We start from the raw sequence: 14,909 nt of genomic DNA, 5'->3' as shown, positions 1-14,909 counted from the left end.
TCAAAATTAAAACAATATAATTAATTTGCTATTTATTTGTTGATTGTAAATAAGGCTATTAAATTGAATTATTTTAAAGCAAAAATGCACTAAACTTAAGTGTTTAGTGCATTTTTATATTTTTAAAAGGATAGATTTATTTTCCTATTGAAGAATATTCAAATCCAATAGCTTCCATCTCTGTTTTATCTAAGATATTTCTACCGTCAAAAATGAACGCTGGTTTTTTCATTTGACTATAGATTTTTTTCCAATCGTAAGTCTTAAACTCATCCCATTCGGTCATAATTGCAATAGCATGTGCGTCTTTTGTAGTTTCGTAAGGATCGTCAAAAGATGTTACTAAGTCTGCATTTTCTTTCTTAGTTCTTGTGTCTAGATAATTTAAGTCGTTTTGTACTTTTTTATCATTTACTTTAGGATCGTAAACAGCAATATTTGCTTGTTCATTTAATAAGTGATCTGCAACGTAAATTGCTGCTGATTCTCTTGTGTCATTGGTGTCTTTTTTAAAGGCCCAACCTAACATTGCAATTTTTTTACCAGATACAGTATTATATAATGTGCTAATTAAATTATCAGAAAAACGACGTTTTTGGTGATCATTTAAAATAATAACCTGTTCCCAATAATCAGCTACTTGATTTAAACCATAACTTCTTGCGATGTATACAAGGTTTAATATGTCTTTTTGAAAACAAGAACCACCAAATCCGATAGAAGCATTTAAAAATTTAGATCCAATTCTAGAATCCATTCCTATAGCTTTAGCAACTTCGTTTACATTTGCTTCTGTATGCTCACATAATTCTGAAATGGCATTAATAGAAGAAATACGTTGTGCTAAAAAGGCATTAGCAGTTAATTTAGATAACTCAGAAGACCAAACATTAGTTCTTAATATTCTTTCTTGAGGCACCCAACTACCATAGACATTTGCTAGGCTTTCAATAGCGTCTTTAGATTCGCCACCAATTAAAACACGATCTGGATCTAGCAAATCTTCAATTGCTGTTCCTTCTGCTAAAAATTCAGGATTAGATAAGATTTCAAATTTCACATCACTTCCAGTGTTGTGTAAAATACTTTTAATAGCTTGAGCTGTTCTTACTGGTAGTGTTGATTTTTCTACAACAATTTTGTCGGTAGTTGCAACGTCAGCAATATTTCTAGCACATAATTCTACAAACTTTAAATCGGCAGCCATTCCTTTTCCTTTACCATATGTTTTGGTAGGAGTGTTTACTGAGATAAAAATCATTTCAGATTCGGCAATAGCTTCATCAATAGCTGTAGTGAAAAATAAGTTTTTCCCTCTAGTTTCTTCAACAATCTCAGCTAAACCCGGTTCGTATATTGGTAATTTTGATAGATCTTTATCATTCCAAGCAGCAATACGCTCTTCGTTTATATCAACTATAGTTACTTTGATATTTGGATTCTTTTTTGCTATTACTGCCATTGTTGGTCCTCCAACATAACCGGCTCCGATACAACAAATTTTGGTTACTTTCATGCTTTTAATTGTGATTTAATTAAAGTCAACAGTCTATGAATTTGACTTATCTTATTATATAATTGATCTTTATTATGTATTGTGTTATTTTGGTATACAAATATAATTTATTTAATGCTTAACTATTAATTATAATAGTCTTTATACCAATTTATAAAAGATTTTACGCCTTCTTTTATTGATGTATTGGGGCTGTAGTTGTAATCCTTAATTAATTCATCTACATCTGCCCAAGTGCGTTCTACATCTCCAGGTTGCATCTCCATCATATTTTTGATAGCTTCCTTACCTAAGTTTAATTCAATTTCTTTTATGAAATCTAATAATTTTACAGAGTTGTTATTACCAATATTATATAATTTATAAAATTGATTAGCTTCTATTCTTTCTTTTGGTGATTTTTCAATAACTCTAACAACGCCTTCTACAATGTCATCTATGTAAGTGAAATCGCGTTCCATTTTACCATGGTTAAAAACTTTTATAGGTCTGTTATTTACAATAGCATCAGTAAACAGAAACATGGCCATATCTGGTCTTCCCCAAGGTCCATATACCGTAAAGAATCTTAATCCTGTTGTTGGGACTTTAAACAGATGGCTATAAGTGTGCGCCATAAGTTCGTTGCTTTTTTTGGTTGCTGCGTATAAGCTTATTGGGTGATCCACGTTGTCATCTGTAGAAAACGGTATTTTTTTATTCATTCCGTAAACACTAGAGCTACTTGCATAAACCAAATGCTTAATTTTGTAATTTCTGCAGCATTCAAGGATGTTTAAAAAACCTATAAGATTAGAATCTACATAAGTTTCAGGATTTTCAATACTGTATCTAACACCTGCTTGAGCTGCTAGATTACAAACGATATCAAATTTTTCGTTTTTGAATAATTTAGGGAGCTCTTCACGATCTTCAAGATTCATCCTAACAAAAGAGAAGTCTTGAGATTTACTTTTACAAACAGTATTAAAAACTGCTGCTTCGCTTTTGTTTATACCTAATTCACTTAATCTTGAGTATTTAAGATTGACATCGTAATAGTCGTTTAGGTTATCTAAACCAACAACCTGATGTCCTTTAGATACTAATATTTTAGAAGTATAAAAACCAATAAATCCTGCTGCTCCTGTAACTAATATTTTCATAAATTTCGTATAATCTTTCAAAGGTCAAAATTTAGATATTAATCTCTAAATTTTAAAGCCATTAATTTCATTTTATTATTAGTTGTTCGTATAAATAATATCGAGAATAGTAACAATTGAATCACAATTCTTAACTTGTAATTCTAAGTCACGTTTCTTATAACTATTTTCTATTAAATATATTTTACAAGAATCTATTTCTGTTTTACTCTTTGAAAAGTCAACGCTTCCATATTTTACTAAGTTGAAAATGGTAGTAGAATCTAATGTTTGTTTTGATATAAAGTTGGAAGCTTTATTAGAATATTGAAAAGGTTTAGAGCTAATGTTTTTTACAGTTCTAGCATTTGGCCCATAATCACAAGACGCATCTTTTCCATTCAAAAAAAATAAAAGTAGTATTAATCCTATACCAAAGCCACCAAGATAATAGCCTAAACGATGTACAAATTTCATAATAATTTTATCCTGCTAAAGCAAGAAGTTTTTTTAGTTAAATAATATTGATAATGTGCAGATAAAGAAATAACACTTCGGCTACGCTTAGTGTAATATCTCAAGACTAGAAAATTAATAAATTGGCATCAGTATATTCTAAGCCAAACCATTCTGCAACAGATTTATTAGTTAAAATTCCGTGGTAAAAATACAACCCATTTTTTAAACCACGATCAAATCGAAGCGCATTTTCTATACCTCCGTATTCTCCAATCTCTAATAAGTACGGTGTGAAGATATTACTAATGGAAACTGAAGCAGTTCTAGAGTATCGAGCAGGGATATTTGGTACACAATAATGAGTTACTCCATTATAATCAAATGTAGGTCGATCGTGAGAAGTTACTTCGCTAGTTTCAAAACAGCCTCCCATATCTATACTAACATCAATAACTACTGATCCAGATTTCATATTAGAGACCATACTTTCTGTGACAATTACAGGTGCACGGTTAGCTCCTCTAACAGCTCCAATAGCAACATCACAGCGTTTCAGTGCTTTTAAAAGATTTTTAGGTTGCATAGTAGATGTGTAAACGGTGCGTCCTAAATTATTTTGAAGTCGTCTAAGTTTTGTAATTGAGCTATCAAATATCTTAACGTTTGCACCTAGGCCGATAGCAGAACGCGCAGCAAATTCACCAACAGTACCAGCGCCTAAAATAACAACCTCAGAAGGAGGAACTCCGTTAATATTACCCATCATTAAACCATTGCCACCGTTTACATTAGAGAGTAATTCGGATGCAATTAAAATAGAGGCAGTTCCTGCAATCTCACTAAGAGAACTTACTGCAGGGTATTGGCCATCATCATCTTTTATATATTCAAAAGCTAATGCGGTAATTCGTTTTTTAGCTAAAGCTTCAAAATAGGTTTTATTTTGAGTTTTTATTTGAAGGGCAGAAATTAAGAGTGTTTGTGGATTTATAAGCTTTATTTCATCTAAAGAAGGTGGTTCTACTTTTAATATAATAGGGCAGGAGTATACCTTTTCTGTATCATTGGTTACTTCTGCTCCAGCTTCACTATATGACTTATCTTTAAAATTAGCGCCATCACCTGCTCCAGATTCAAATAAAACACGATGTCCGTTAGCTGTTAAGGCAGATACAGCATCTGGTGTTAAGCACACACGTCGTTCTTGAAAATGAGCTTCTTTAGGAATACCGATAAAGAGTTCTCCTTTTTTCTTGAGAATTTCTAAGGTTTCTTCTTGTGGTAATAATTGAGCTCTAGTAAATGGTGTTAATGATATACTCATTAGAAGTTGTTGGCTTTAGTTTACTATTGCAAGATAGTAAATAGCATTATATAATTGTATAACTTCAAATGGTATATGTGTATGAAAAATAGAAATGTTTTAAAAATACTGCTTAATCTTACTCCAAAGGCCTTTTGGTTTTATCATGAATTCTTCTTCGAGCTCTGAAAGTGTTTTGTCGGCTGTGTTAATTTTGTTAAACATTTTTGCTCTGATTAAATAAATAGATGGAATTATAAAAGCCATTAATGGGACAAGGTATAATAATTGAGATTCATCAAAATTAATTAATTCAGCATTTATAGCTCCAAATATTTGATAAGAAAACATTGCTATTGGTACTAATATTGCGTGATACCACCAGTGTCTACATGTGAAAAACCATAAAAATAAAAGCAATAAAGGAACAAGCTTCATTAAAATAGACCATAGACCTATTTGAACATTTTCATAGAATCCACTTTTGTAAGTAAAAAACCATGTTTCCCATATTTCACCTTCTGGAGCATATTCGTATAAATAAAAAAGAAAAGGAGTTGATGCTATTGTAATAGCAATCAAACTCCCTCTTATAATGCTTTTATTACTAATATTTCTATCCGTTTGGAAGAATTTTAAGTTTTCTTTTGTCAATTTGGCTTGTTGTTTGTCCATCTAAGTCAATAATGTTAGTAGCTTGTACAGTAAATAACACTCCTCCAAAGATAGCAATTGCTAGTACGAGATTTTTTTTAGTTTTCATAATTTAAGGGATTTAATTAATTAATTTATTCAAATGTAAAAGTGTTCGTAATTTTTTACAAATGACAAAATGTTAAAAACCAAAAAATCATGTACTTATAACTACGGTTTTTCCGTAACTCTCGTTTGATTTTGTAGGAATATTACTTAAAAAATTAAAATTTTAGACCTGTCATAGCTTTTTTAAAGGTTAAATGTTCGTGTTTAATGTTAGTTTTAGTGATCTTTTATTGTCTTGTAAGTCACTAATTGTAATGGTTTGGTTAACTGAAGGTATTAATTCTTCAATACGTTCTGACCATTCCATAAATAACCAATGTTCACTAGTTAAATAATCTTCTATTCCAAAGTTGTAAGCTTCCTCAATAGATTCTATTCTGTAAAAATCAAAATGGTAAACTTTATCACCAGGTAAATTATACTCATTTACAATAGAAAATGTTGGACTGGTAGCAATATCTTCACTTTTCATTGCTTTTAAAAGCGCATTGATAAAAGTTGTTTTTCCAGCTCCCATATCTCCATTAAATAATACTGTTTTTGTATTTAAGTGACTTAAAACATTAACAGCAATTTTATCGATATCTTTTAAATGATATGTGAATTCAATAATTTTCAATGTTTTTATATTACCAATTTATTCATACAATACTAATGAATTATTTTGGATAAACCTAGTTTGAAACGTATTTCATCGATAATTTATGCGTTTAAAAGTTTTTTTTAGCCTTTTATCCTGAATTAGAGATTAGTCAATATTTTTATTTAGGATCTAATACAATAAAAGGAATAATCATTTCCTCTAGAGAGACTCCACCGTGTTGATAGGTGTTTCTGTAGTAGCTGACATAATGATTAAAGTTATTTGGATATGCTAAAAATAAATCACCCTTAGCGAAAATAAACGAACTACTCATTGTTAAAGAAGGTAGATGAACAGATTTAGGGTTTTTAATAGCTAATACATCCTTGTCTTGATACGTTAAACTTCTTCCGGTTTTGTAACGTAGATTTAAACTTGTGTCTCTGTCTCCAATTACTTTTGTTGGTGATTTTACATTAATTGTTCCGTGGTCTGTGGTTAAAATTAATTTAAAACCAAGTTGTTGTGATAATTGAATCATCTCTAATAAAGGTGAATTCTTAAACCAGCTTACGGTTAATGAGCGGTATGCTTTATCATTAGATGCTAATTCTTTTACAACGTCCATTTCTGTTTTAGAATGCGATAGCATATCTACAAAATTATAAACAATTACACTAAGATCATTATCTTTTAAAGATCTGAAATTTTCAACTAATTTTTTTCCAGCTTTTAAGTTGGTTATTTTGTGATATTCATGCTTTAAATGACTTAATCCTAAGCGTTTTAATTGTTCTCTTAAAAAATCACCTTCATGCATGTTTTTACCACCTTCGTCCGTGTCATTTTTCCAATATTGTGGAAATAAACTTTCCATATCGGCAGGCATTAACCCAGAGAAAATAGCATTACGAGCATATTGTGTGGCTGTTGGTAAAATACTATAAAAGGCTAATTCAGAAGCTTTTTTGTAATAGTTGTTAACTATAGGTTCAAAAGCTTTCCATTGGTCATAGCGTAAATTATCAATCACAACTAATAATGTTGGTTGTTTGTCACTTAGCTCTGGAACAATTTTTTCTTTAAATAAATTATGAGACATTACTGGTGAGTCAGATTTAGGCTGAAACCAATCTTCATAATTCTTCTCAATAAATTTACCAAACTGCATGTTGGCTTCTGTTTTTTGAGACTCTAAAATATCTGTCATCCCAATATCTTCAATACTTTCTAATTGTAATTCCCAGTAAACAAGTTTTTGATAGAGTTCTACCCATTCTTCATAAGAATTTACCATAGATAAGTCCATGGCAATTTTTCTGAATTCTTGCTGGTAATTAGAGGTCGTCTTTTCTGAAATTAAGCGAGAATGGTCTAAATTTTTCTTTAAACTCAGTAAAATCTGATTAGGATTTACAGGTTTTATTAAATAATCGGCAATTTTATTACCAATAGCTTCTTCCATTATATATTCCTCTTCACTTTTAGTAATCATTACTATTGGCAAATTGGCTCTGCGCTCTTTTATTTCGTTTAAAGTCTCTAAACCCGTAAGGCCAGGCATGTTTTCATCTAAAAAGACAATATCAAAATTTGTATCGTTAATAATTTCTAAAGCTTCAGTACCACTTTGACACTTTGTAACTTGGTAACCTTTTTGCTCTAAAAAAATAATATGAGGCTTAAGTAAATCTATTTCATCGTCAACCCAAAGAATATTTATCATGTTGTGGTATATTTGTTATCTAATAATTAGTGAATTTTAAAATTTTGCCTACAAATAATAAGCTTAAAATCTTTAACGATCCAATTTACGGATTTATTACGATTCCGAATACTTTAATATTCGATATCATTCAGCACAAATATTTTCAGAGATTACGCCGTATTAGTCAAATGGGATTATCTTATTTGGTTTATCCAGGTGCACATCATACACGATTTCATCATGCATTAGGTTGTATGCATTTAATGCAAAAAGCTGTTAATGTACTTCGTTTTAAGGGAGTTGTGATTTCTGATGAAGAAGAAAATGGTTTGCTAATAGCAATTCTTTTACATGATATTGGTCATGGTCCGTTTTCTCACGCTATGGAACATAGTATTGTAGATAGTGTTTCTCACGAAGAAATATCGCTTCGATTTATGGAAGAACTCAATATTGAGTTTAACGGAAGTTTAACTTTAGCCATCTCAATTTTTAAGAAAGAGTACCCTAGACAATTTATGTGCGAACTAATTTCTAGTCAATTAGACATGGATAGGGCAGATTACCTAAAACGCGATAGTTTTTACACAGGTGTTGCAGAAGGTAACATTAATAGCGAACGTTTAATTACAATGCTTAATGTTGTAAATGATCAATTAGTACTTGAGGAAAAAGGGATTTTAAGTGTCGAGAAATTTCTAGTAGCAAGAGGCTTCATGTATTGGCAAGTCTATCTTCATAAAACAGGCGTAGTGGCAGAACAATTATTAGTACGTATTTTAAAACGAGCTAAGGAATTAGTATCAAAAGGTATAAAATTAAATTGTAGTAAAGCTTTATTTTATTTTCTAGATTCTGAAATTAATGCAGAAAGTTTCAATGTTGAAACATTAGCTATTTTCTCAAAATTGGATGATTATGATGTTGTTGCAGCGATGAAAGATTGGCAAAACAGTGATGATTTTGTGTTAAGTAATCTTTGTCAAATGATCTTAGAAAGAAATTTACTAAAAATAAAGTTGAAAAACAAGCCTATTAATGAGTCCGAATTAAAAATGTATTCAGATTCATTAATTAAAAAATTTAATATTTCTGAAGCTGAAGCTGAATATTTTGTATTTAAAGGTAAGCTAGTTAATCAAGCTTATGAGAATAAATTTCAGAAGATTAAGATTTTATTTAAGTCAGGAAAAATTAAAGATATCATCAAAGCATCAGACCAATTAAACCTAAAAGCGCTGAGTAAACCGATCACTAAATATTATATGTGTTATCCTAAAAAGAAAATGTAATCCTTTTTTTCTATTTTTGCGGAAACTAACTGAGCAATTAAAATAAATTTTTTGAAATTTACAGCAGAACAAATCGCAGGTATTTTAGAAGGAACAGTTGTTGGTGATCCTAATATTGAAGTTTTTAAACTTTCTAAAATTGAAGAAGGAACACAAGGATCTCTAACTTTTTTATCCAATTTAAAATACACACCATATATTTATAAAACAGAGGCGTCAATTACTATAGTAAATGCTGACTTTGAGCCAGATAAACCTATTTCTACAACACTTATAAAGGTTGAAGATGCTTACGAAGGTTTTACAAAATTATTAGAATATTACGACCGTATAAAATCATTTAAGACAGGTATAGAACAGCCTAGTTATATATCTCAAACCGTAAAAGTTTCAGAAAGTATATATGTAGGAGCGTTTGCCTATATAGGAGAAAATGTGATACTTGGAGAAAATGTAAAAATTTATCCGCATTCATTTATCGGTGATAATGTAACTATTGGAGACAATTCCACAATTTATCCTGGAGCTAAGATTTATTCAGATTGTATCATAGGACAAAATTGTGTTATCAATTCTGGTGCTATAATCGGAGCTGATGGTTTTGGTTTTGCACCCACAAAAGATGGTGGTTATACTAAAATACCTCAAACAGGAAATGTAATTTTAGAAGATTATGTAGATGTTGGTGCTGGTACAACAATAGATAGAGCAACTATGGGCTCTACAATTATTAGAACAGGAGTAAAGTTAGATAATCAAATACAAATAGCACATAACGTAGAAATTGGTAAAAACACAGTCATCGCTGCTCAATCTGGTGTTGCTGGTTCTACTAAAATCGGAGAACATTGCCTTATTGGTGGTCAGGTAGGTGTTGCTGGTCATTTGGTTATTGGAGATAATGTAAAAGTACAAGCGCAATCTGGTATCGGTAGAAATGTAAAAAACAACGAAGTTTTACAAGGCTCTCCGTCTTTTGGATATACAGATTGGAATAAATCTTATGTTTATTTTAAAAACTTACCTAAACTTGCAAAAACTATTAACGAATTAGAAAAAAAAGTAGATGGCAATAATTAAAACGGAAACGAAACAAAAAACCATTGAAAAAGAGGTTACACTTTCTGGTGTAGGACTTCATACTGGTGCAAATGTAAAATTAGTATTTAAGCCTGGAGCAGAAAATTCAGGATTCGTATTTCATCGAATAGATTTAGAAGGAATACCCAAAATTGAAGCAGACGCCAATTATGTTACAAGCACACAACGTGGTACTTGTATGGAGAAAAATGGTGTTGTTATTCAGACTTGCGAGCATGTTTTAGCGGCTTTAGTCGGTATGGATATTGATAATGCAATTATTGAATTAGATGCTTCAGAACCTCCTATAATGGATGGTTCGTCTAAATTCTTTGTGGAAGCTATAGAAGCAGCAGGTATTGTTGAGCAAAATGCTTTTAGAGAAGAGTATGAAATTACTGAAGTAGTGTCATATACCGATGAAGAATCTGGTAGTGAGATTATTTTAATGCCTTCTAGTTCTTATCAAATTACTACTATGGTAGATTTTGGAACTAAGGTTTTAGGAACTCAAAATGCAACATTAAATGTTATATCAGATTTTAAAACTGATATTGCTAATGCAAGAACATTTAGTTTTTTACATGAGATTGAAATGCTATTAGAGCATGGTTTAATTAAAGGTGGAGATCTTAATAATGCAATAGTTTATGTTGATAAGGAATTATCACCAGAAACTATGGAAAAGTTAAGAATTGCATTTAATAAAGATAATATTTCGGTAAAACCAAATGGGATTTTAGATAACTTAACCTTGCATCATCCAAATGAAGCAGCACGTCATAAGTTATTAGATGTATTAGGAGATTTAGCATTAATTGGTACACGTATTAGAGGTAAGGTTATTGCTAATAAACCAGGACATTTTGTAAACACTCAGTTTGCTAAAAAAATGTCTAAGCTGATAAAAAACGAAAGAAGAAATAACGTACCACAAATTGATTTAAATGCTGTTCCTGTTATGGACGTAAATCAAATAATGGATATGTTGCCTCACAGACAACCTTTCTTGTTAATTGATAAGGTTTTTGAATTGTCAGAGAACCATGTTATTGGTATGAAAAATGTCACAATGAACGAGGAGTTTTTTAAAGGACATTTTCCAGGTGCACCAGTAATGCCAGGCGTTTTAATAGTGGAGGCTATGGCGCAAACAGGTGGGATTTTAGTTTTAAGTACAGTTCCTGATCCTGAAAATTATTTAACGTTTTTCATGAAAATGGATAAAGTTAAATTCAAACAAAAAGTAGTTCCTGGAGATACTTTGATATTTAAGTGCTCGTTAATAACTCCAATTCGTCGCGGTATTTGCCATATGCAAGGTTACGCGTATACAAATGGTAAAATATGTGCTGAAGCTGAATTGATGGCTCAAATATCTAAAGTTAAATAAATATTAGAAAAATGAACCGAGCTGATTCCTAACTCAACTAAAGATTCAGTAACGTTTAAAAAGCGAACACATTTTTACCGCTTTATTAAAATAAATATTAGAAAAATGAACCAACCGTTAGCATACGTACATCCTGGCGCAAAGATTGCGAAGAATGTGGTTATAGAGCCTTTTACAACAATACATAATAACGTAAAGATTGGAGAAGGAACTTGGATTGGAAGTAATGTAACGATTATGGAAGGTGCTCGTATAGGGAAGAATTGTAATATTTTTCCAGGTGCAGTAATTTCAGCAGTACCTCAAGATTTAAAGTATAACGATGAAGATACCACTGTAGAGATCGGTGATAATGTTACCATTAGAGAGTGTGTAACAATTAATCGTGGTACTACAGATAAAATGAAAACCGTTATTGGTGATAATTGTTTAATTATGGCATATTGTCATATTGCTCACGATTGTATTGTGGGTAACAATTGCATATTTTCAAACAACAGTACATTAGCAGGACATATTAATGTTGGTGACTATGTTGTTTTAGCAGGTATGACAGCGGTACATCAGTTTTGTTCTATCGGAAATCACGCTTTTGTAACTGGTGGATCTTTAGTTCGTAAAGATGTTCCCCCTTTTGTAAAAGCAGGTCGTGAACCTTTATCTTATGTAGGTATTAACTCAGTAGGACTGAGAAGAAGAGGTTATAGTACAGAAAAGATAAGAGAGATTCAAGATATTTACAGAATGTTATATCAAAAGAATTATAATAATACACAAGCTTCAGATTTAATAGAAGCAGAAATGGAGGCAACTCCAGAACGCGATGAAATTCTACAATTTATCAAGAATTCTCATCGTGGAATCATGAAAGGTTATTTCAAATCAAATTAAGAAATAACCTTAGAATCAACTTATAAACAACAAACAATTAAAACATTTTATGGCAAGTACATCAGATATTAGAAACGGATTATGTATAAATTACAACAACGATATTTATAAAATTGTAGAATTTCTTCATGTTAAACCTGGTAAAGGACCAGCTTTTGTGAGAACAAAAATGAAGAGTGTTACTACAGGTAAAGTTTTAGATAATACATTTTCAGCGGGTCATAAAATTGAAGAAGTACGAGTAGAAACACACAAATTTCAGTATTTATATAATGATGGTGAATTTTATCATTTTATGAATGAAGCAGATTATACTCAAATTAGATTGTTAGAATCTTCAATAGACAGAACTGACTTAATGAAGGAAGGTGAAGTTGTAACGATTCAAATCAATACTGAAGATAATATGCCTCTTTCTGTAGATTTACCAGCTTCTGTTATTTTAGAAATAACAGCAACAGAGCCAGGAGTGAAGGGAAATACAGCAACTAATGCAACTAAACCTGCTACGGTTGAATCTGGTGCAGAAGTTAATGTGCCTTTATTTATTAATGAAGGTGATAAAATTAGAGTTGAAACTGAAAAAGGTACTTACAAAGAACGTATCAAAGCATAGTTTGTTAAAAGTTATCAGTTTTTAGGAGCTTATATATTACTGAAAACTGATATTTTCTTACTTAATATTGAAATATGAAATTCCCAAAGCCACACACCTTAAAAGAAATAGCAACATTAATTGATTGTGAATTTAAAGGTTCTGAAAATTTTGAAATTCTTGGTATAAACGAGATTCATGTGGTAGAACCAGGTGATATCGTTTTTGTAGATCATCCTAAATATTATGATAAGGCTTTAGAATCTGCCGCAACTATTGTTTTAATCAATAAAGATGTAGATTGTCCTGAAGGAAAAGTACTTTTAATTTCAGATGATCCATTTAGAGATTTTAATAAAATTACAGCTCATTTCAAACCTTTTAAAGCATCAAATAGCGCAATTGCTTCTGATGCAATAATTGGGGAAGGAACTGTAATTCAACCCAATTGTTTTATTGGTCATAATGTAACTATCGGTAAAAATTGTCTTATACATTCTAATGTTAGTATTTATGATGATGCTATTATCGGAGATAATGTAACAATACATGCAGGTACTATTTTAGGAGCAAGTGCTTTCTATTATAAAAACAGACCAGCAGGTTACGATCAGTTAAAATCTGGTGGTCGTGTTATTATTGAAAATAATGTTGATATCGGTGCACTTTGTACTATAGATAGGGGAGTTACAGGAGATACAACTATTGGAGAAGGCTCTAAATTAGATAATCAAATTCAAATTGGTCACGATACTGTAATTGGTAAAAAGTGTTTAATAGCTTCACAGACAGGAATTGCTGGTTGTGTTGTTGTTGAAGATAATGTAACGATTTGGGGACAGGTTGGAGTTAAAAGCGGAATTACTATTAAAAAAGGAACGGTGTTATATGCCCAATCTGGTTTAGGACATTCAACAGAAGAAGGAAAGACTTATTTTGGAAGTCCTGCTCAAGAAGCTAGAGTTTCATTTAAGGATTTAGCATATTTGAAAAAGATTCCAGAAATATTAAAAAAGATTAAAAACTTGTAGGTATTATTGTTCTTAGTCAAAATTAATAGAGTAAAATAATATTTTATTTATTCTGATTTAAGAAATAAGGCAGATTCTCTGTTCCTACAAACAAATAAAAATAAAAAAGAGAACGCTTTTGCGTTATAAATCTCTTATTTTTGCACAACGAAAATTATAAAACTTTAAATACACAATAGCAAATGAGCGTTTTAGTTAATAAGAATTCTAAGATTATAGTTCAAGGTTTTACTGGTAGTGAAGGAACATTTCACGCAGAACAAATGATTGAATATGGTACTAATGTAGTTGGAGGTGTAACTCCTGGCAAAGGTGGTCAAACACATTTAGACAGACCTGTTTTTAATACAGTTTTAGAAGCTGTAGAAAAAGTTGGAGCAGATACAACTATCATTTTTGTACCACCAGCATTTGCTGCTGATGCTATAATGGAAGCTGCAGATGCAGGTATTAAAGTAATTATTACAATTACAGAAGGTATTCCTGTTGCAGATATGATTAAAGCTTCAGATTATATTAAAGGTAAAGACTGTCGTTTAGTAGGTCCTAACTGTCCTGGTGTTATTACACCTGGTGAAGCTAAAGTTGGTATTATGCCAGGTTTTGTATTTAAAAAAGGTAATGTTGGTATCGTTTCAAAATCAGGTACTTTAACTTACGAAGCTGCTGACCAAGTTGTAAAACAAGGTTTAGGTATTACAACAGCAATTGGTATTGGTGGTGATCCAATTATCGGAACAACAACTAAAGAAGCTGTAGAATTATTAATTAATGATCCTGAAACTGAAGCCGTTGTAATGATTGGTGAAATTGGAGGTCAATTAGAAGCCGATGCTGCGCAATGGTATAAAGCAAGTGGAAGTAAAAAACCAGTAATTGGTTTTATTGCTGGTGAAACTGCTCCTGCTGGTCGTACAATGGGACATGCTGGTGCTATTGTTGGTGGTAGTGATGATACTGCTCAAGCTAAAAAGAAAATTATGGCAGAATGTGGAATCCACGTTGTAGATTCTCCTGCTGAAATAGGAAAGAAAGTTGCTGAAGTTTTAGGCTAAACTTTTCCTTATAAAACTGTTAAAAACCTTACAAAATATTGTGAGGTTTTTTTTATTCTTACAATTTGTAATTATTATATTTGATTATAATATCTATACAACTAACTATTTACTTAT

14 protein-coding genes are annotated in these 14,909 nt (G+C 31.1%); 7 read left to right on the top strand and 7 right to left on the bottom strand.

Features of this window, described 5'->3' with window-relative positions; genetic code table 11:
* Nucleotides 1–136: 136 nt before the first annotated feature.
* The 7 genes from H0I32_RS00425 to H0I32_RS00395 all read right to left on the bottom strand — a co-directional run bounded on the left by H0I32_RS00425 (nt 137) and on the right by H0I32_RS00395 (nt 7,473).
* Nucleotides 137–1,516: a nucleotide sugar dehydrogenase gene (locus H0I32_RS00425; RefSeq protein WP_179313078.1), complete on the bottom strand. Its 1,380-nt coding sequence runs from the start codon at nt 1,514–1,516 to the stop codon at nt 137–139.
* Between the two features lie 125 nt (nt 1,517–1,641).
* A complete protein-coding gene (locus tag H0I32_RS00420) occupies nt 1,642–2,661 on the bottom strand; it encodes an NAD-dependent epimerase (RefSeq protein ID WP_173589069.1) in 1,020 nt (339 codons plus the stop codon).
* Between the two features lie 78 nt (nt 2,662–2,739).
* Entirely contained in the window at nt 2,740–3,117 is a 378-nt protein-coding gene (locus tag H0I32_RS00415; RefSeq protein ID WP_179313079.1) for a hypothetical protein, read from the bottom strand.
* 106 nt (nt 3,118–3,223) lie between these two features.
* Nucleotides 3,224–4,423 (bottom strand): alanine dehydrogenase, encoded by a 1,200-nt coding sequence (locus H0I32_RS00410; protein WP_173589071.1) that lies wholly within the window; start codon nt 4,421–4,423, stop codon nt 3,224–3,226.
* A gap of 99 nt (nt 4,424–4,522) precedes the next feature.
* Entirely contained in the window at nt 4,523–5,077 is a 555-nt protein-coding gene (locus H0I32_RS00405) for a hypothetical protein (protein ID WP_218841336.1), read from the bottom strand.
* A 277-nt stretch (nt 5,078–5,354) separates the two neighbouring features.
* Complete coding sequence (gene tsaE, locus H0I32_RS00400) at nt 5,355–5,783, bottom strand: tRNA (adenosine(37)-N6)-threonylcarbamoyltransferase complex ATPase subunit type 1 TsaE (RefSeq protein ID WP_218841337.1); 429 nt, start codon at nt 5,781–5,783, stop codon at nt 5,355–5,357.
* A gap of 142 nt (nt 5,784–5,925) precedes the next feature.
* On the bottom strand, nt 5,926–7,473 hold the full coding sequence (locus tag H0I32_RS00395; RefSeq protein ID WP_173589072.1) for a bifunctional response regulator/alkaline phosphatase family protein: 1,548 nt from the start codon (nt 7,471–7,473) through the stop codon (nt 5,926–5,928).
* Nucleotides 7,474–7,517: 44 nt separating this feature from the next.
* Here H0I32_RS00395 and H0I32_RS00390 point away from each other — a divergent pair, with 44 nt between their 5' ends.
* The 7 genes from H0I32_RS00390 (at nt 7,518) to sucD (ending at nt 14,792) form a co-directional block, all read left to right on the top strand.
* Nucleotides 7,518–8,747, top strand: coding sequence for an HD domain-containing protein (locus tag H0I32_RS00390; RefSeq protein ID WP_173589073.1), 1,230 nt, complete (start codon nt 7,518–7,520; stop codon nt 8,745–8,747).
* 51 nt (nt 8,748–8,798) lie between these two features.
* A complete protein-coding gene (gene lpxD, locus H0I32_RS00385; protein WP_173589074.1) occupies nt 8,799–9,827 on the top strand; it encodes a UDP-3-O-(3-hydroxymyristoyl)glucosamine N-acyltransferase in 1,029 nt (342 codons plus the stop codon).
* Nucleotides 9,814–11,220 carry a bifunctional UDP-3-O-[3-hydroxymyristoyl] N-acetylglucosamine deacetylase/3-hydroxyacyl-ACP dehydratase gene (locus H0I32_RS00380; protein ID WP_173589075.1) on the top strand — a complete coding sequence of 469 codons (1,407 nt, stop codon included), beginning with the start codon at nt 9,814–9,816 and terminating at the stop codon, nt 11,218–11,220. Before lpxD ends, H0I32_RS00380 begins: the two co-directional genes overlap by 14 nt.
* A gap of 105 nt (nt 11,221–11,325) precedes the next feature.
* Nucleotides 11,326–12,111 carry an acyl-ACP--UDP-N-acetylglucosamine O-acyltransferase gene (gene lpxA / locus H0I32_RS00375; protein WP_173589076.1) on the top strand — a complete coding sequence of 262 codons (786 nt, stop codon included), beginning with the start codon at nt 11,326–11,328 and terminating at the stop codon, nt 12,109–12,111.
* Between the two features lie 49 nt (nt 12,112–12,160).
* Entirely contained in the window at nt 12,161–12,727 is a 567-nt protein-coding gene (gene efp / locus H0I32_RS00370; protein WP_173589077.1) for an elongation factor P, read from the top strand.
* Between the two features lie 74 nt (nt 12,728–12,801).
* The gene (locus tag H0I32_RS00365; RefSeq protein ID WP_173589078.1) at nt 12,802–13,737 is read left to right on the top strand and encodes a UDP-3-O-(3-hydroxymyristoyl)glucosamine N-acyltransferase; all 936 of its coding nucleotides are present in this window, start codon (nt 12,802–12,804) and stop codon (nt 13,735–13,737) included.
* A gap of 182 nt (nt 13,738–13,919) precedes the next feature.
* Nucleotides 13,920–14,792 (top strand): succinate--CoA ligase subunit alpha, encoded by an 873-nt coding sequence (gene sucD / locus H0I32_RS00360; RefSeq protein WP_173589079.1) that lies wholly within the window; start codon nt 13,920–13,922, stop codon nt 14,790–14,792.
* The last annotated feature ends 117 nt before the right edge of the window (nt 14,793–14,909 follow it).

It is taken from the genome of Winogradskyella sp. HaHa_3_26 (assembly GCF_019278425.1).
In the GTDB taxonomy this organism is placed as follows: Bacteria; Bacteroidota; Bacteroidia; order Flavobacteriales; family Flavobacteriaceae; genus Winogradskyella; species Winogradskyella undariae.
The sequence above is the reverse complement of the archived record's forward strand: the minus strand, read 5'-3'. Positions and strand labels throughout refer to the sequence as shown.

What these genes read in the sequence shown, in the direction of transcription:
- H0I32_RS00380 (WP_173589075.1), top strand. Translation starts at nt 9,814, where the DNA reads ATGGCAATAATTAAAACGGAAACGAAACAAAAAACCATTGAAAAAGAG.
- sucD (WP_173589079.1), top strand. Translation starts at nt 13,920, where the DNA reads ATGAGCGTTTTAGTTAATAAGAATTCTAAGATTATAGTTCAAGGTTTT.
- H0I32_RS00410 (WP_173589071.1), bottom strand. Translation starts at nt 4,423, where the DNA reads ATGAGTATATCATTAACACCATTTACTAGAGCTCAATTATTACCACAA.
- H0I32_RS00415 (WP_179313079.1), bottom strand. Translation starts at nt 3,117, where the DNA reads ATGAAATTTGTACATCGTTTAGGCTATTATCTTGGTGGCTTTGGTATA.
- efp (WP_173589077.1), top strand. Translation starts at nt 12,161, where the DNA reads ATGGCAAGTACATCAGATATTAGAAACGGATTATGTATAAATTACAAC.
- H0I32_RS00405 (WP_218841336.1), bottom strand. Translation starts at nt 5,077, where the DNA reads ATGGACAAACAACAAGCCAAATTGACAAAAGAAAACTTAAAATTCTTC.
- H0I32_RS00395 (WP_173589072.1), bottom strand. Translation starts at nt 7,473, where the DNA reads ATGATAAATATTCTTTGGGTTGACGATGAAATAGATTTACTTAAGCCT.
- H0I32_RS00365 (WP_173589078.1), top strand. Translation starts at nt 12,802, where the DNA reads ATGAAATTCCCAAAGCCACACACCTTAAAAGAAATAGCAACATTAATT.
- lpxA (WP_173589076.1), top strand. Translation starts at nt 11,326, where the DNA reads ATGAACCAACCGTTAGCATACGTACATCCTGGCGCAAAGATTGCGAAG.
- H0I32_RS00425 (WP_179313078.1), bottom strand. Translation starts at nt 1,516, where the DNA reads ATGAAAGTAACCAAAATTTGTTGTATCGGAGCCGGTTATGTTGGAGGA.
- H0I32_RS00420 (WP_173589069.1), bottom strand. Translation starts at nt 2,661, where the DNA reads ATGAAAATATTAGTTACAGGAGCAGCAGGATTTATTGGTTTTTATACT.